We start from the raw sequence: 15,398 nt of genomic DNA, 5'->3' as shown, positions 1-15,398 counted from the left end.
AAGTAACAAGTTTAATTATTTCACTTGTCTACCTAGAAGGGAGCATATCACTTGCCGGTACGGCTCCTTTTTGTATTTACGACTTTTTTTTCATATTCTGATAGATTTCATCAATTTTTTCTTCCGGTATTTTTGTGTCCAAAAAGATTTCAACGGCATATTTTGCCTGTGCAATCAGCATTTCCAGTCCGGTGATACCCTTCATGCCAAGTTCTCTTGCCTGTGCGACAAGTTTCGTGGTAAGCGGATTGGCAATGATATCAATGACTGCCTGACATTGAGGAAAATGAGTTAAGTCAACCGGTGAAAAATCGACATTTGGATACATGCCGACCGGACTTGTATTTACGACAATGTCCGCATCACTGTGGAGGGCGAAACACTGTTCGTAAGTAAGAACTCCCTCTTTGATGGTTCGGTTGCCGACCACAATCATTTTAGCGGGATTCATTTTTTTGACACCTGCCTGAATTGCCTGAGAGGCACCACCATTTCCAAGGACAACAACTTTTTTCCCTTCCATGTCGATACCATTTTTCTTTACCATATAGAGAAATCCCGGCATATCTGTATTGTAGCCATAGAGGGAGCCATTTTGGTTCACAATCGTGTTGACGGCACCAATCGCTTTTGCATTCTCATCCATGGCGGTAAGATAAGGGATAACTGCCTGCTTGTAAGGAATGGTAACATTCAGGGCGCGAAACGCTTTTTCCTCCATAAAAATCGGAAAATCTTCTTTGGTGAGAGGATGTAACTCATATGAGTAGTCTGCTAATTGTTCATGAATTTCTTTGGAGGCACTATGGCCTAATTTTTCTCCTATTAATCCGTATTCCATAATATTAAGTCCTTCTTTTGCTTTTTGCCCTCAGTTTAGTACAAATAAGATGGGGTGTCAAGGCAAATGGGTGGTATATTCCGTGCGGACAGGCATATACATGTAAAAAAAGGAGGGGTGCATTTGCTAAATAAAGAGATTCGGGAACTTTTGCCGGAAAGACTGCGGAAACTGGTTGAACGCGTGGTTTTAAAAGAAGAAAAACTGCAGGAAATAAGAATCCGCAGAGAAAAGGGCATTGCTTTACGGTATGATGGCAGATTTGTTGTGCCGGAGCAAAAACAAAGTGTTACGATGGCGGAATGGAAAGAGTTGATTTCGCGAATCAGCAGACAGTCATTGTATGCTTTTGAGGAGCAGATGAGAGAGGGATTTCTTACCATTCCCGGTGGACACAGAGTTGGTCTTGCCGGACATGTTGTGTATGAGCATGGAGCGGTGAAGACGATGCGGTATTTGTCCGGATTAAACATCCGTATTTCCCATGAAATAAAGGGATGTTCCGATGAATTGATGCCATTTGTCGTGTTAAATACCGTGATTTTACCAACGCTGATTATAGCTCCTCCGGGTGGTGGAAAAACAACGCTTTTGCGTGATTTTGTGAGGAATCTTTCAAGGCAGTGCAATGTGGCGGTAGTTGACGAACGCTCGGAAATAGCCGGCTGCTATATGGGAATTTCACAAAGAGATTTAGGCTCTTTTTGTGATGTGTTAGATGGATGCAAAAAAGCGGATGGTGTGCGCATGATGATTCGCTCGATGGCTCCGCAGGTTGTTGCTGTCGATGAAATTGGGACAAGCGAAGATATTGCCGCTCTATCATATGCACTTACAAGCGGCTGTTCTCTTTTAGCAACCATTCATGGAGAAACGCTTTCGCAGGTCCGGCAGAAAAAAGAGTTTCAGGCTGTATTTGAAAACAGGATGTTTGAGCGATATATACTTTTGGACAATCTGTTTCATCCGGGCAAATGTCTGGCTGTTTATGATAAGGAGGGAAAGACGATATGGAAATAAAATTTTTAGGAATGATTTTTGTCCTGTTGGGAAGTTTTGGAATCGGTATTTTTTATCGGATTCGATATGGCAACCGCTTACATAATATGCAGGACTGTGAAAGAGCACTTCTTATTTTACAGGGAGAAATGGAATACGGGCACACGCCGCTGATGGAGGCATGCGAAGAGGTTTCGGTAAGGATTGGCGGTATAGTTGGCAGTTTTTTTGCACAGATTGCAAAAAAGCTTAATACCCACGAAGGAGCACTGGAAACGATTTGGTGCCAGACAGCGAGAAAGGTTTTAACAAAGTCGCAGATGGAAAAAGAAGAGCGGGAAGAGTGGGAAAAATTAGGTGGTACACTCGGATATCTGGATTTGGAAATGCAGGTTTCAACCATTCAGATTTATGTACGCCGCTTAAAACTGAGAATGGAGCAAACGGAAAAAGAAAGCCATGAAAGGCTTCGTATGTATCCGGTGATAGGTGCTTTTAGCGGTGTTTTAATCTGTCTTTTATTGGTGTAAGAGGCGATGGAAAAGAAGAAAGGAACGAATGCATTACCTATGGAAATAACAATTATATTTAAAATTGCATTAGTGGGAATATTAGTTACCATTTTAAATCAGATTCTCAAACAATCCGGGCGCGATGAACAGGCATTTATTGTAAGCTTAGCAGGACTTCTTTTAGTTTTGTTTTGGATTATTCCATATATTTCTGAATTGTTCACAAGCGTTGAGGACATGTTTTCTCTGTAAGGGAGGTGAAAAAAATGGTGAAAGTGGCGGTGCTTGGTCTGGCGGCTGTTTTTCTGTCTTTAATAGCCGGCAGTGTGAAACGGGAATATGCGGTTGCCGTGATGATAGGGACAGTCCTATTGTTAGGAATTTATAGTTTGTCGTCCATCCGGATGGTGATTGAGAGAATTCATGAATTTGAACAGGCAATTGGCTTAAGCAGAGAATACTTAGGAATCCTTCTTAAAATGTTAGGAATTGCCTATTTGACGCAGCTTGTCGTGAATCTTTGCCGGGATGCTGGTAATGGAGCGGTTGCCAGTCAGATCAATATGATAGGAAAAATCAGTATGATGTTAGTGAGTTTTCCGGTTGTCGAGACGCTTTTAAAGACTTTGGGGGATATGTTGCAGTGAAAAAGAAATGTTTCATTTTTTTAATGGTTCTGCTATTTGGTTTTTCATTCGATACAGAAGCTAAGGCAGAGCAGAAAGAAGAGTGGCAGAATGAATTGTCTTTAGAACAGGCGGATCTTTCTCTGCAGGAAAATACAAAGCAAAGTTTTTCCTTACAGCAGTATGTTACAGACGTTATGGATGGAACGGCCGATTTTTCCTTTGGGGCAATTGTTGACTGTATCTGTGAGCAGGTGACCGGTCAGTGGGATGCACAGAAAAAAACTATTTTACATATTCTTGCACTCAGTGTGTTTGCGGGGATTTTTGTGAAATTTGCCGGTACGATTGGGGACGGTGATTTGGGAGAAACGGGATTTTTTGTCGTATTTCTTCTTTTGTTTTCACTCGTGCTTTCGGGATTTTTAGGTGTGTATGCCGTGGCGGAGAAAGCACTGGAAAATCTGATTGGCTTTATGAAAGCTTTGATTCCTTCTTTTTCGCTTACCCTCTGCTATGGCGGGAAAATGCAGAGTTCGCTTGCCTTTTATGAAGCAATGCTTCTTGCGATGGGGCTGCTTTCGATGGCAATGAAATATTTTTTGATGCCGGGGGTTGAAATCTATTTTTTCCTGAGTGTGATCAATCAGATGGCAGGACACCGGTTCTCGAAAATGGTGGATTTAATTGGCAGTATATTAAGGATGTCAATTCGTATTTTGTTTGCAGCAATGATTGGCTATCAGGGAATCCAGGGCTTGTTAGTTCCGGTAATGGACCGTGTGAGAAATAATGCGGTCTGGAACGTGGCAAAGGGGATGCCCGGTGTGGGAAATACAGCGGGCAGTGTGATGGATACCGTATATGGAAGCGGTCTGTTAATTAAGAGTGCGGTCGGAGTAGGCGGTGTGATTGCCATTGTGATTCTTTGTCTGTACCCGATGATGAAAGTTTTTTTATTTACCTTTTTATACCGTGTGGCAGGAGCGGTTGCGCAGCCGGTCAGCGACCACAGAATTGTGATGGTATTGCAGTCGGCAGCCACAAGCGGAAAACTGATGTTAGGGTATTTACTGGCATCCGGACTTATGTTTTTACTGTCGATAGTCATTGTGTTAGTCAGTACAAATCTTGGCTCATGACGGACGAAAGGAGATTTCATGGAAGCAGCATTTCAGATGGTGAGACAGGTTGTAGTATTTTTACTGCTTGCGGCACTGCTCACAAATTTATTTATGGGAACGGAATACAAAAAGTATTTTACCTATGTGACAAGTTTGATTGTTATTTTACTTGTGCTTGTTCCGGTGCTTGGCTTTTTTGGAAAAGGAAAGGTATGGGAAAAAAATTATATTCTTTCGGAAAACAAACAGCAGGTGGAACAGACGAAAGAGGAAATTCGTCTGCTTGGAGAAAAGTATGAAAAACAGATGAAAGAGAAATATGTGGCACAGGTAAAAAAAGATATTGCACTGCAATGTGGGGTGGATGAATCCGATTGCCGGATAAAGATGGATGATATGAAAATTATATTGATAAGGGTGCGCGTAAAAAATGCAGATAAAATGCAAAAGGAGTGGCAGAATGAACTGGCTTTTAAATATGGGGTGGAAGAAGAAAAGATTTGGATTGAGGAGGCATAGCGCATGAAAGAGGAATTAAAAAAACTAATTGAAAAAGCAGGAACCTTGAAATTGTTAGCGGTTGTTATATGTGGTGTACTGCTTTTGTTTTTTTCCTATTCGGAAAATGCAGATGAAAAGGCGGCGGCACCTGCTTCTTCGTCCGATGTTACAGACGCGGAGACAAAGGGGACACTTGAGGAATATAAGGCGGAGCGGGAGGAAGAGTTAAAACAGCTTTTACAGCGGGTGGACGGAGTCGGGCATGCGGATGTAATGATTACTTTGAAGGCGTCAAATGAGAAAGTGACATTAAAAGATAATACGCAAAAAGGAGAGTCCAACGAGGAAAAAACAGTTTTAGTGGAAAATTCAAGCCGTGACTCTTCTCCGTATATCATACAGGAGAAGGAGCCGGAAATCGAGGGGATTGTCATTGTCTGCGAAGGCGGATACGATTCTGTGATAAAAAGAGAAATAACCGATGCAGTAAGTGCATTATTTTCTATTGAGAGTCATAAAATAAAAATAATGAAAAGTAAGGAGGCAAAGGAGTGAAGAAAATTTTGAAAAAAAACCAGATTATTATTACTGCGCTTGTTGTGATGGTTGCGATTGCCGGGTATCTGAGCATGACAGACCGTGAAGAACTGACAATGAACGGACATGGGGATCATAACAAAGCGGCAACCGAAAGCGCAGCAGACATTTCAGAGGAGGATATTGTTCTTGATGAGGACGAAGAAACGGTAGAAACAGCCAGTGGCAAGGCAGTGAGCACAAGTGGACAAAAGGTTTCCAATAAGGAAAATGCCGGTGAAGCAGTACTTGTAAGTAACACTGTTACCGGAAATTATTTCGAGGAGGCAAAACTTTCGAGAGAACAGACGCGTGCGAAAAACAAAGAGACGCTTACAAATTTAGTGAATAACAAAAATGTAACCAATGCGCAAAAAGACAAGGCAATGCAGCAGATTATGCAGATGACCGAAATCAGCGAAAAAGAAACGGCAACCGAAAATCTGCTGGCAGCGAAGGGATTTTCAGAAGCTGTTGTGACAATTTTATCCGACAGCGTGGATGTTGTTGTAAATGCAGATGATTTGACGGAGAGCCAGATTGCACAGATTGAAGATATCGTAAAAAGAAAAACCGAGTGCAGTGCCGATAAAATTGTAATATCGCCTGTTGGCAAAAAGAAATAAATCTGCTATAATACATATTACAACTGTTTTGTTGTAGTATCATACCAATAGGAGGTACGAAAGTATGACAGAGATGACAAATGATTCTATGGGAAAACACACAGGGATTGGCGAAGTGCAGATTGCCAATGAAGTCGTAGCAAGCATTGCCGGTATTTCCGCATCAGAAGTAGAAGGCGTGGATTCGATGGCAGGCGGCTTGGCCGGTGAGCTGGCAGGCAAATTTGGTGCAAAGAATTTGTCCAAAGGTGTCAAGGTGGAAGTGGCAGACGACATCGCAATGGTTGAATTGGCAATTAATATGAAATATGGATACAGCATTCCAAAAACTTGTAAACAGGTACAGGAAAAAGTAATGCAGGCGATTAATTCCATGACCGGTTTGACAGTAAAACAGGTGAATGTGCGAATCGCCGGTGTAAGTTTAGAACAGGATTAAGAGGATAGTTATGACACGACATGAGATGAGAGAATGTATCTTCTGTCTGATGTTCCAGAATGATTTTTATGGAACCGATGAGTTTGAAGAACAGATGAGTAATTTTTTGGCGAATTTCCATTTTCCGGAAGAACATGAAATTAGTGAAAAGGATGAAAAGGAAGTCCGCGAAAAAGTGGAACGGCTGATTGCTTTGATGCCGGATATTGATGAAAAAATTTCGGCAAATGCAAAGGGCTGGAAGATTGAGCGAATTGCAAAAGCGGAATTAGCAATTTTGAGACTGGCTGTTTATGAAGCATTATATGAGGAAAGTGTACCGGTCGGCGTAGCCGTCAATGAAGCCGTGGAACTTGCAAAAGAGTATGGCGGAGAGAATGGTGCTGCGTTTGTGAATGGTATCTTGGGTAAGATTGTAAATGAATAGAGGAAATGTATATTCCGTCTCTTCCGTCAATCAGTATATTAAGAATATGTTTTCCAAAGAATATGCCCTGTCGGTTGTATTTGTAAAAGGCGAAATTTCCAATTGCAAATATCATAGCTCCGGGCATATTTATTTTTCGCTAAAAGACGACCGCTCACAGCTTACGTGTGTGATGTTTCGCGGTGACCGCGGCGGACTTGATTTTCGGATGGAGAATGGACAGGAAGTCGTAGTTGGCGGCTCCATTAGTGTATACGAGCGCGATGGGAAATATCAGCTCTATGCCAAAAAAATTGTCCCGGTAGGAGATGGACACTTACAGGAGCAGTATGAAAAATTAAAGAAAAAGCTGGAGGCAGCAGGATATTTTGACGAGGATCGAAAGCTGCCAATTCCAAAGTATGTAAAAAAAGTCGGTATCGTAACGGCGAAAACCGGTGCGGCAGTCCATGATATGATTCAGATTGCTACAAGACGCAATCCTTATGTGCAGCTTTATTTATATCCGGCAAAAGTGCAGGGAGAAGGAGCGGCACAATCCATTGCTGGGGGAATTTCTTTTTTGGATGAATTTGGCGTGGACGTTATTTTAGCGGGGCGAGGCGGCGGCTCAATGGAAGACTTGTGGGCATTTAATGAGGAAATCGTGGCACAGGCAATTTATGAATGTCGGACGCCGGTGATTTCAGCAGTCGGACATGAAACCGATGTGACAATTGCAGATTACGTGGCGGATTTACGCGCACCGACACCTTCAGCGGCAGCAGAACTGGCGGTTTATGATGTCCGTCTTGTATTAGAAGAATTGTATGGATATAAAGATCGTCTGGCACGTTGTATTCTGGCACAGGTGGATGCAGGGCGTGAGCACTTGGATTTTACAGAGAAGCGGCTCCGCTATCTGAATCCGGAAAACCAGATGGTACAGAAGAGACAATATTTGATTGATATAGAGGAACGCCTCTTTCGTAATATGAAAAATGAACTACAGAAAAAGAAACAAATGATGTCACTTTTGGCGGCAAGGCTGGATGCAAAAAGTCCGTTAAAACGCCTTGCCGGCGGCTATGCTTATGTGACTGATGAGGCGGGCAGGATGGTGGATTCCGTGAAATCACTTCAAGTAAACGATGTTTTGATGATGACATTTTCAGATGGCGTTGTGAAAAGTGAAGTACAGGAAGTCGTCGAGGAGGAAAAAGCATAATGGAAGAAAAAAAAGAAATTTCTTTAGAAGAAATTATGGATCGTTTAGATGATACCGTAACACAGATGGAAAATGATAAAATGACGTTAGAAGAATCCTATCAGGCATTTTCGGAAGGAATGAAACTTGTGAAAATGGGAAATGACGCTATTGACCGCGTGGAGAAAAAAATAAAGGTCCTGATGATGGAAGGAGAAGAAGATGTCGAAGGATAAATGGCAGGAAAAAATACAAAATATAGAAGAGGGTTTTATCCCGTACCTTCCAAAGGAAGAAGGCTATGAAAAAACGGTATTGGAGGCTGTTAATTACAGTATCAATGCCGGTGGTAAACGACTTAGACCAATGTTTCTTTGTGAGACATATTCCATGTTTGGAGGAACGGATGAAAAAGCAGTTCGTCCGTTTATGATGGCGATAGAAATGATTCACACGTATTCGCTTGTGCATGATGATTTGCCGGCGATGGATAATGATGATTACCGTCGTGGTAAATTAACGACACATAAAAAGTATGGAGAAGCGATGGGGATTCTTGCCGGAGATGCTTTGTTGAATCTTGCTTATGAGACGGCATTTCTTGCGTTTGACAGTAAAACGGACAAGCAGAGAATTGCCAATGCTTTGAAAGTATTAGGGAAAAAAGCAGGGATTTGCGGCATGGTTGGCGGACAAGTTGTTGATGTTGAAAATAACGGAAAATTTGTCGATGAACAGATGCTTCATTATGTTTATAAAAATAAAACTTCTGCACTCATTGAGGCAAGTCTTATGATTGGAGCCTGTTTAGCCGGTGCTTCACAGGATGAAGTACGAATTATGGAAAATGTGGGAACGGCGATTGGACTTGCTTTCCAGATTCAGGATGATATTCTGGATATTTCAGGGGATGAGAAAGTCATCGGAAAACCGGTGCACAGTGATGAAAAGAATGAAAAATCCACATATCCGGTTCTGCATGGAATGGAGGAGAGCCGGAAAAAAGTGGCAGAATATACAGATGCCGGTATTGCTGCCTTAGATGGCATAACAGCGGCAGATGAAGAACATAAATCGTTTCTGCGGGAATTGTTAATGTCCTTAGTGGAACGGGAGAAATAAAGAGGATGATTTTGTGAGTAAGAAAAAGGTACTTAGTCAAATAGTAAAAGAAAATGACATTCATAATATTGCCCCCGCGGATTATAGGCAGTTAGCTAAAGAAATCCGTGCCAAATTGGTACGGAGTGTGAGCCGGACGGGAGGACATTTGGCATCCAATTTAGGAGCGGTGGAACTTACGATGGCACTTCATTTGTGTTTGCATTTTCCGGAGGATAAACTAATTTGGGATGTGGGGCACCAGTCATATGTGCATAAAATTCTGACCGGGAGAGGGGATGCTTTTTCGACACTCCGCCAAATGGGTGGCTTAAGTGGTTTTCCAAAAGTCAAGGAAAATCCGAGTGATACGTTTGATACCGGACACAGTTCGACTTCGATTTCCGTGGCGCAGGGCTTTGCTAAGGCAAGGGATTTGCGTGGCGGCGATGAAAAGGTGGTAGCGGTTATTGGTGATGGTGCATTATCCGGCGGTATGGCATTTGAGGCGTTAAATAACGCCGCAGCATTAAAAACGAATATGGTTATTGTGTTAAACGATAATAAGATGTCGATTGCACCAAATGTAGGTGGTATGTCAACTTACTTAGGTAAAATCCGTGCAAACCGTAAGTACCGGGATTTGAAAATGAATGTTGAAAATTCGTTAGGCAAAATTCCGAATGTAGGTCATCCGCTTGCCAGACAGATTAAGCGTGCGAAAGACTCGATTAAGCATTTGTTTATTCCGGGAATGCTGTTTGAGGATATGGGGCTTATTTATATCGGTCCGGTGAATGGACACAATGTAAATGAAATGGTTACAGCTTTTGAAACAGCGTTTTCGATTACGAATCAGCCGGTTTTGGTGCATGTTCTGACCCAGAAGGGAAAAGGGTATAAACCGGCAGAACAAAATCCTTCCGCTTTTCATGGTGTAGGAACCTTTGATGTAAAAGATGGTACGATTCTTAAAACAAACGAAGTAACTTATACGAATATATTTTCCGACTGGCTTTTGTCACGGGGGGCGCAGTGCAATGAACTGGTTTCTGTGTGTGCTGCGATGCCGGATGGAACCGGAACGGCAGCCTTTGCAAAAACATTTCCATCACGAGCTTTCGATGTGGGAATTGCGGAAGAACATGCGGTTACTTTTGCAGCAGGACTTGCAGCAGGCGGTATGAGACCGGTAGTTTCTTTGTATTCTACCTTTTTGCAGCGTGCCTATGACCAGATGATTCATGATGTGTGTCTTGGCAGTCTGCCGGTTATTTTTACAGTAGACCGAAGTGGCATTGTAGGAAATGACGGAGAGACGCATCAGGGTATTTTTGACTTATCCTTTTTGTCGACGATGCCGGGGATGACGGTGATTTCGCCGATGGATGGTGCAGAGTTGACTGAGGTTCTGGATTTTGCACTGAATCAGATGGATGGTCCGGTGGCAGTCCGCTACCCAAGAGGAAAAGCGTACTGCTGTGAGAAAGAAGAAAGAGAGCCGATTGTGTACGCCAAAGCAGAACTTTTGTATGAAGGAAAAGATGTACTTATTTTGGCAGTAGGCAATATGGTTAGTAAAGCATGTGAGGTTCGAAAAAAGTTAGCAGTACAAGGGATTCATCCAACGATTGTCAATATGCGTTTTGTGAAGCCGTTTGATGAGGATTTGGTAAGAGAATTAGCAATCAGTCACCGTCTGATTGTGACAATGGAAGACAATGTGTATACCGGCGGTTTTTCCGAGCAGATTCAAGCATTTTTACTGCGGGAAAGAATTTACCACAAATGTCTTAGCGTATGTTTCCCGGATCAGTTTATTGAGCACGGAACGCCGGAAGAACTCTATGAGAAATATGGATTGGATGCGGCATCGGTATCGAATCGGATTGTAAGAAAGATAAATGGTGAGTAAGGTGAAAGAAAAGAAAGAACGATTGGATGTCCTTCTTGTGAAAAGAGGACTTATGCCTTCACGTGAAAAAGCAAAAGCCGTGATTATGGCAGGGGAGGTATTTGTCGATAATCAAAGAGAAGACAAGGCCGGACAGACGTTTCCGGAATCGGTGCAGATTGAAGTCCGGGGAAAGAAAATGAAATATGTCAGCCGTGGCGGTTACAAATTGGAACAGGCAATGAACGTGTTTCCGATTTCTCTTACGGATACGGTATGCATGGATGTCGGTTCTTCAACCGGTGGTTTTACGGACTGTATGCTGCAAAATGGCGCAAAGTATGTGTACGCGATTGATGTGGGGACAAACCAACTTGCGTGGTCGTTAAGGCAGGATGAAAGAGTATGCTCGATGGAAAAGACAAACATCCGCTATGTCACACCGGACGATATTGGTGAGTTAGTAGATTTTGTTTCCATCGATGTTGCCTTTATTTCCCTCACGAAAGTATTAGAGCCGGTTAAGGCACTGATGAAGGAAAATGCTCAGATTGTCTGTTTGATTAAACCACAGTTTGAGGCGGGCAGAGAACAGGTTGGGAAAAAAGGGGTCGTGAGAGAGCCCCGTGTCCACGAAGAAGTGATTCAGATGGTTATGAACTATGCACTTTCCCTTGGATTTCATATTTTGGGGATTGACCATTCGCCGATTCGCGGACCGGAAGGAAACATTGAATATCTCCTTTATATGGAGAATGATAACAGAGAACCGGTTACCATAGATGAAAAGCAGAAGGAAGCGGTGAAAGAATTGGTAGCGCATGCGCATGAGGTTTTATAGGAGGAACTGCGATGAAAAATTTTCAGATTATTTCCGATGTTGAGAAAGACATACATCATGAGACGGCGAGTGAAATAAAAAGATATTTGGAATCTCATGAAAAATGTGCTAAAATAGTAGGGAGTTCGTCTGAAGTTACGCAGATTGACTGGGCAGATTTAGTGATTGTGCTTGGAGGAGACGGTTATGTAATCCAGGCAGCGAAGCGGTTTGCCGGCAGTCATGTTCCGATTTTTGGCGTGAATTTTGGAACACTTGGGTTTCTGACCGAGGTGGAAAAGCCGAGAATTCAAAAAGCACTGTACGAAATTTTGTCGGGAAATTATGAAGTGGAAAAGCGGATGGCGCTTACCGGCAGAGTGCAGAAAACTTCAGTTGGAGAAGCGATTGGCATTGCGATTAATGAGTTTATTATCGGCAAGCAGGATTTTGGACATATGATAACAGCAAATGTCTATGTAGATGATGAACTGATGGATACTTATGTGGCAGATGGGATTTTGGTGTCGACGCCGACCGGTTCGACGGCCTATAATTTATCGGCAGCAGGTCCGGTGTTAGTGCCATCGATGGAAGCGATGATTATTACACCGATTTGCCCACATTCGTTGAACAAAAGAAGTCTTGTGGTGTCTTCGGATTCCAAACTAAGGATAGAAGTTGGAAAGACAAAGGAAAACTATCAGGATGAGGCTGCGATTCGAGGCGACGGACAGATGCTTTGGACGGTATCGACAGGTGATGTTGTATGGATTGAAAAAGCAAAAGAAACTTTTGATATGGTTCGGTTAGGTGATGCCAGCTTTTTTGATAAAATGCGGAGCAAACTAAACCGTAATTAATGAGCTGAGGTTTTGGAACGGAGTTTTTTATGAAGCGAGTAAGACAGAATAAAATATTAGAATTAATTGATGAGTATGATATCGATACGCAGGAGGAGCTTGGAAAGCGTCTGCATGAATCTGGTTTCCGGGTGACGCAGGCAACCATCAGCCGGGATATCAAAGAACTGCAGTTAAAAAAACAGGCAGATAAAAACGGAAAATCCAAGTACATCTGTGTTACTCCGGGAAGTGCTAGCTTTGGCGAGCGCTATGCAAGAGTTTTACAAGATGGTATGGTGAGTATCGACCAGGCAGATAATTTGGTAGTAATCAAGACGGTAAGCGGTATGGCAATGGCAGTTGCCGCCGCAATTGATGCGCTTGAGATAGAAGAAATTGTAGGATCCATTGCGGGGGATGACACGATTATGTGTGCAGTCCGTACGGCGGACTTAGTACCGGCAGTGATTGAAAAAATAAGTAATAAGTAAGGAGGAAGACGAGTAGAAATATCTCGTCGAGTAAAAACATGTCAGGACATTCAAAATTTGCAAACATTAAGCACAAAAAAGAGAAAAATGATGCTAAAAGAGGTAAGATTTTTACGGTAATCGGCCGTGAAATTGCGGTAGCCGTAAAAGAGGGCGGACCAGACCCGAATAATAACAGTAAACTTCGTGATGTTGTTGCAAAAGCAAAGGCAAACAATATGCCAAACGACACGATTGAGCGTGGAATCAAAAAAGCAGCAGGAAACGTAGATGCGGTTAATTATGTAAGCTGTCAGTATGAAGGCTATGGACCGAACGGAACAGCAATTATTGTAGAGGCACTGACGGATAACAAAAACCGTACTGCTTCAAATGTAAGAAATGCATTTACCAAAGGAAACGGTAATGTAGGAACGACAGGCTGCGTGTCTTATATGTTTGACCAAAAAGGACAGATTCTTGTTGATAAAGAAGCATATGAGACTGATGCCGATGAATTTATGATGATGGCATTGGATGCCGGTGCAGAGGATTTTGTTGAGGAAGAAGATAGTTACGAAATTCTTACAACACCGGAGGATTTTAGTGTTGTTCGTGAAGCGTTGGAAAAAGAAAACGTTCCGATGGTACAGGCTGAAATTACCATGATTCCGCAAAATTATGTGGAACTTACTTCAGATGAAGATAAAAAAATGTTCCAGCGTATTATGGACCTTTTGGATGAGGATGATGATGTGCAGAATGTATATCACAATGTCGAAGAGGATGACGAATAAGATAATTTTCAAAAATCCAAAATGAGCTAATAATTTTAAGTCTTCTACACATAATAAAAAAGCAATCTTTTATTATGTGTAGGAGGCTTTTTTGGTGAAATGGATAATAAGAATCGGGGTGATTATGTTCGCTGTGTTTTGTGGAATTAAAGCTGTACCGGAGGAAAAGGCAAGTTCCGGTGATATTACATCAACGTCAATACGCTATGTGGCGCTTGGAGACAGCATCGCATATGGGTATGGACTTAGCGATAGAAAAGAGCAGTCGTATGTAGAATTGATTCGCAAAAATCTGGAGACAAAGTATGATTCGGTTTTTGTTACGAATTTTGGAGAAAATGGGATGCAAAGCGGGGAACTTCTTGATATACTTACAAATCCGGAAAGAAAGGAATATAAAAAGTACCGGGCAACGATTAAACATGCCGATTTTGTTACGATATCCATTGGCTCAAATGATTTACTCCATTTGATTCAATTGGATTTAAACATGGAAGAAATGATAAAACGGGATGCACATAAATTTGATGAGGCATGCGTGCAGTTTGCAAAAACTTTTCCAAAAATCATCCGAGAAATTCGAGCGGTTAATCCGGATGTAAAAATATATGCGGACAATATTTATAATCCTGCTAAGGGGATTGATGCGTTTTCACAGGTGTATTCGGTTGCGGATGCTTATATTAACCGGATGAACCGCGGATTTTATCCATCGGATGAGTATGTGCTTGTCGATATTAAAAAATGTTTTGACGGCGAGAAGGAATCCATGGTCAATCTTTCTTTCAAGGGAAGGGAAATTGATCCGCATCCCAGTGAAAAAGGACATAAAAAAATCGCTCAGATGGTTATAAAAGCCATGGAAAGATAGGGGGAATTCTGTTATACTGGTAAAAGATAAAAAAAGAAGGGATGGATACGGTGAAGATAGAAGGAGTCATATTTGATTTGGATGGCACATTGTTAGATTCGACATGGGTCTGGTCGCAGATTGATACCGATTTTTTGAAAAAACGAGGATTTGAAGTGCCAAAAGATTATTCCACGGCAATTATGGCGATGGGGTTTGAAGAGGTGGCGAAATATACCATCAAACGTTTTTTGCTGCAGGAGACTAAGGAAGATGTGATGGCGGAATGGGATGCGATGGCAAGAGATGCGTATGCTCATGATGTAAAACTAAAAAAAGGGGTAAAAGAACTTCTTTTGTGGCTAAAGAAGCAGGATATTAAAATGGCGGTTGCAACCTCAAACAGTGCTTCTTTATTTGAGCCGTGCCTAAAAAATTTAGGAATCTACGACTGGTTTCATTCATTTACGGAAACGGGGGATGTAAAAAGAGGAAAAGAGTTCCCGGATGTCTATTTGAAGGCGGCAGAGAAGATGGGAGTAAATCCCGGTAACTGTTTTGTGTTTGAAGATATTCTGCCGGCGGTTTTAGGAGCAAAAAAAGGTGGTTTTCAGACGGTTTTAGTAAGAGAACCAAAGTGGAATTATGCAAAAGAAGACTTTGATTTGATTTGCGACTATGCAGTGGACGAAATTGACGAGGCGATATCCTTGCTAAATCAGTGGAAATGCGATATGATATAGATAGTTTTTGTATTTTGAAAT

Annotated in this window: 21 protein-coding genes; 20 read left to right on the top strand and 1 reads right to left on the bottom strand. The window is 42.1% G+C overall.

The features are described from left to right. Window positions 1–76: 76 nt before the first annotated feature. Entirely contained in the window at window positions 77–841 is a 765-nt protein-coding gene (locus DW019_RS05320) for a shikimate dehydrogenase (protein ID WP_117478103.1), read from the bottom strand. Between the two features lie 123 nt (window positions 842–964). Here DW019_RS05320 and spoIIIAA point away from each other — a divergent pair, with 123 nt between their 5' ends. From spoIIIAA to DW019_RS05220, 20 genes are all read left to right on the top strand, one after another. Further along, a complete protein-coding gene (gene spoIIIAA, locus DW019_RS05315; protein ID WP_242989345.1) occupies window positions 965–1,861 on the top strand; it encodes a stage III sporulation protein AA in 897 nt (298 codons plus the stop codon). Beyond that, entirely contained in the window at window positions 1,852–2,370 is a 519-nt protein-coding gene (locus DW019_RS05310; RefSeq protein WP_022377431.1) for a stage III sporulation protein AB, read from the top strand. The genes spoIIIAA and DW019_RS05310 overlap by 10 nt, the downstream gene beginning before the upstream one ends. 39 nt (window positions 2,371–2,409) lie before the next feature. Beyond that, window positions 2,410–2,604 (top strand): stage III sporulation protein AC, encoded by a 195-nt coding sequence (gene spoIIIAC, locus DW019_RS05305; RefSeq protein ID WP_022377432.1) that lies wholly within the window; start codon window positions 2,410–2,412, stop codon window positions 2,602–2,604. Between the two features lie 14 nt (window positions 2,605–2,618). Further along, window positions 2,619–2,999: a SpoIIIAC/SpoIIIAD family protein gene (locus DW019_RS05300; RefSeq protein WP_118442739.1), complete on the top strand. Its 381-nt coding sequence runs from the start codon at window positions 2,619–2,621 to the stop codon at window positions 2,997–2,999. Continuing rightward, on the top strand, window positions 2,996–4,120 hold the full coding sequence (locus DW019_RS05295; RefSeq protein WP_118442738.1) for a stage III sporulation protein AE: 1,125 nt from the start codon (window positions 2,996–2,998) through the stop codon (window positions 4,118–4,120). Before DW019_RS05300 ends, DW019_RS05295 begins: the two co-directional genes overlap by 4 nt. A gap of 18 nt (window positions 4,121–4,138) precedes the next feature. Next, complete coding sequence (locus DW019_RS05290; protein WP_118442737.1) at window positions 4,139–4,621, top strand: stage III sporulation protein AF; 483 nt, start codon at window positions 4,139–4,141, stop codon at window positions 4,619–4,621. A 3-nt stretch (window positions 4,622–4,624) separates the two neighbouring features. Beyond that, entirely contained in the window at window positions 4,625–5,158 is a 534-nt protein-coding gene (locus DW019_RS05285) for a hypothetical protein (protein ID WP_022377436.1), read from the top strand. After that, a complete protein-coding gene (locus DW019_RS05280; RefSeq protein WP_117478098.1) occupies window positions 5,155–5,805 on the top strand; it encodes a SpoIIIAH-like family protein in 651 nt (216 codons plus the stop codon). Before DW019_RS05285 ends, DW019_RS05280 begins: the two co-directional genes overlap by 4 nt. Window positions 5,806–5,869: 64 nt before the next feature. Beyond that, window positions 5,870–6,244 carry an Asp23/Gls24 family envelope stress response protein gene (locus DW019_RS05275; protein ID WP_022377438.1) on the top strand — a complete coding sequence of 125 codons (375 nt, stop codon included), beginning with the start codon at window positions 5,870–5,872 and terminating at the stop codon, window positions 6,242–6,244. 10 nt (window positions 6,245–6,254) lie between these two features. Further along, window positions 6,255–6,671, top strand: a complete 417-nt coding sequence (gene nusB / locus DW019_RS05270; RefSeq protein WP_022377439.1) for a transcription antitermination factor NusB — start codon at window positions 6,255–6,257, stop codon at window positions 6,669–6,671. Further along, window positions 6,664–7,878, top strand: coding sequence for an exodeoxyribonuclease VII large subunit (xseA, locus tag DW019_RS05265; RefSeq protein WP_022377440.1), 1,215 nt, complete (start codon window positions 6,664–6,666; stop codon window positions 7,876–7,878). Before nusB ends, xseA begins: the two co-directional genes overlap by 8 nt. Beyond that, window positions 7,878–8,093, top strand: coding sequence for an exodeoxyribonuclease VII small subunit (gene xseB, locus DW019_RS05260; RefSeq protein ID WP_022377441.1), 216 nt, complete (start codon window positions 7,878–7,880; stop codon window positions 8,091–8,093). Before xseA ends, xseB begins: the two co-directional genes overlap by 1 nt. Next, window positions 8,080–8,979, top strand: coding sequence for a polyprenyl synthetase family protein (locus DW019_RS05255; RefSeq protein WP_117478097.1), 900 nt, complete (start codon window positions 8,080–8,082; stop codon window positions 8,977–8,979). Before xseB ends, DW019_RS05255 begins: the two co-directional genes overlap by 14 nt. Before the next feature lie 13 nt (window positions 8,980–8,992). Further along, the gene (gene dxs / locus DW019_RS05250) at window positions 8,993–10,873 is read left to right on the top strand and encodes a 1-deoxy-D-xylulose-5-phosphate synthase (protein WP_118442736.1); all 1,881 of its coding nucleotides are present in this window, start codon (window positions 8,993–8,995) and stop codon (window positions 10,871–10,873) included. Window position 10,874: 1 nt separating this feature from the next. After that, entirely contained in the window at window positions 10,875–11,693 is an 819-nt protein-coding gene (locus DW019_RS05245) for a TlyA family RNA methyltransferase (protein WP_278286498.1), read from the top strand. An 11-nt stretch (window positions 11,694–11,704) separates the two neighbouring features. Next, window positions 11,705–12,535 (top strand): NAD(+)/NADH kinase, encoded by an 831-nt coding sequence (locus DW019_RS05240; RefSeq protein WP_117478095.1) that lies wholly within the window; start codon window positions 11,705–11,707, stop codon window positions 12,533–12,535. Window positions 12,536–12,564: 29 nt separating this feature from the next. Next, the gene (gene argR / locus DW019_RS05235; protein WP_117478094.1) at window positions 12,565–13,008 is read left to right on the top strand and encodes an arginine repressor; all 444 of its coding nucleotides are present in this window, start codon (window positions 12,565–12,567) and stop codon (window positions 13,006–13,008) included. Window positions 13,009–13,046: 38 nt separating this feature from the next. After that, the gene (locus DW019_RS05230; protein ID WP_022377447.1) at window positions 13,047–13,784 is read left to right on the top strand and encodes a YebC/PmpR family DNA-binding transcriptional regulator; all 738 of its coding nucleotides are present in this window, start codon (window positions 13,047–13,049) and stop codon (window positions 13,782–13,784) included. A gap of 94 nt (window positions 13,785–13,878) precedes the next feature. After that, window positions 13,879–14,655 (top strand): GDSL-type esterase/lipase family protein, encoded by a 777-nt coding sequence (locus DW019_RS05225; RefSeq protein ID WP_117478093.1) that lies wholly within the window; start codon window positions 13,879–13,881, stop codon window positions 14,653–14,655. A 50-nt stretch (window positions 14,656–14,705) separates the two neighbouring features. Then, on the top strand, window positions 14,706–15,377 hold the full coding sequence (locus DW019_RS05220; protein WP_181974923.1) for an HAD family phosphatase: 672 nt from the start codon (window positions 14,706–14,708) through the stop codon (window positions 15,375–15,377). Window positions 15,378–15,398: the final 21 nt, after the last annotated feature.

The sequence above is a fragment of the Clostridium sp. AF37-5 genome (assembly GCF_003477605.1).
Lineage (GTDB): Bacteria > Bacillota > Clostridia > Lachnospirales > Lachnospiraceae > Eubacterium_F.
The sequence above is the reverse complement of the archived record's forward strand: the minus strand, read 5'-3'. Positions and strand labels throughout refer to the sequence as shown.

Excerpts from the sequence above, each read along its gene's own strand:
- argR (WP_117478094.1), top strand. The coding sequence starts at position 12,565 with ATGAAGCGAGTAAGACAGAATAAAATATTAGAATTAATTGATGAGTAT.
- DW019_RS05320 (WP_117478103.1), bottom strand. The coding sequence starts at position 841 with ATGGAATACGGATTAATAGGAGAAAAATTAGGCCATAGTGCCTCCAAA.
- DW019_RS05285 (WP_022377436.1), top strand. The coding sequence starts at position 4,625 with ATGAAAGAGGAATTAAAAAAACTAATTGAAAAAGCAGGAACCTTGAAA.
- DW019_RS05300 (WP_118442739.1), top strand. The coding sequence starts at position 2,619 with ATGGTGAAAGTGGCGGTGCTTGGTCTGGCGGCTGTTTTTCTGTCTTTA.
- xseA (WP_022377440.1), top strand. The coding sequence starts at position 6,664 with ATGAATAGAGGAAATGTATATTCCGTCTCTTCCGTCAATCAGTATATT.
- DW019_RS05230 (WP_022377447.1), top strand. The coding sequence starts at position 13,047 with ATGTCAGGACATTCAAAATTTGCAAACATTAAGCACAAAAAAGAGAAA.
- nusB (WP_022377439.1), top strand. The coding sequence starts at position 6,255 with ATGACACGACATGAGATGAGAGAATGTATCTTCTGTCTGATGTTCCAG.
- xseB (WP_022377441.1), top strand. The coding sequence starts at position 7,878 with ATGGAAGAAAAAAAAGAAATTTCTTTAGAAGAAATTATGGATCGTTTA.
- DW019_RS05255 (WP_117478097.1), top strand. The coding sequence starts at position 8,080 with ATGTCGAAGGATAAATGGCAGGAAAAAATACAAAATATAGAAGAGGGT.
- DW019_RS05310 (WP_022377431.1), top strand. The coding sequence starts at position 1,852 with ATGGAAATAAAATTTTTAGGAATGATTTTTGTCCTGTTGGGAAGTTTT.
- DW019_RS05290 (WP_118442737.1), top strand. The coding sequence starts at position 4,139 with ATGGAAGCAGCATTTCAGATGGTGAGACAGGTTGTAGTATTTTTACTG.
- spoIIIAC (WP_022377432.1), top strand. The coding sequence starts at position 2,410 with ATGGAAATAACAATTATATTTAAAATTGCATTAGTGGGAATATTAGTT.
- DW019_RS05275 (WP_022377438.1), top strand. The coding sequence starts at position 5,870 with ATGACAGAGATGACAAATGATTCTATGGGAAAACACACAGGGATTGGC.
- DW019_RS05240 (WP_117478095.1), top strand. The coding sequence starts at position 11,705 with ATGAAAAATTTTCAGATTATTTCCGATGTTGAGAAAGACATACATCAT.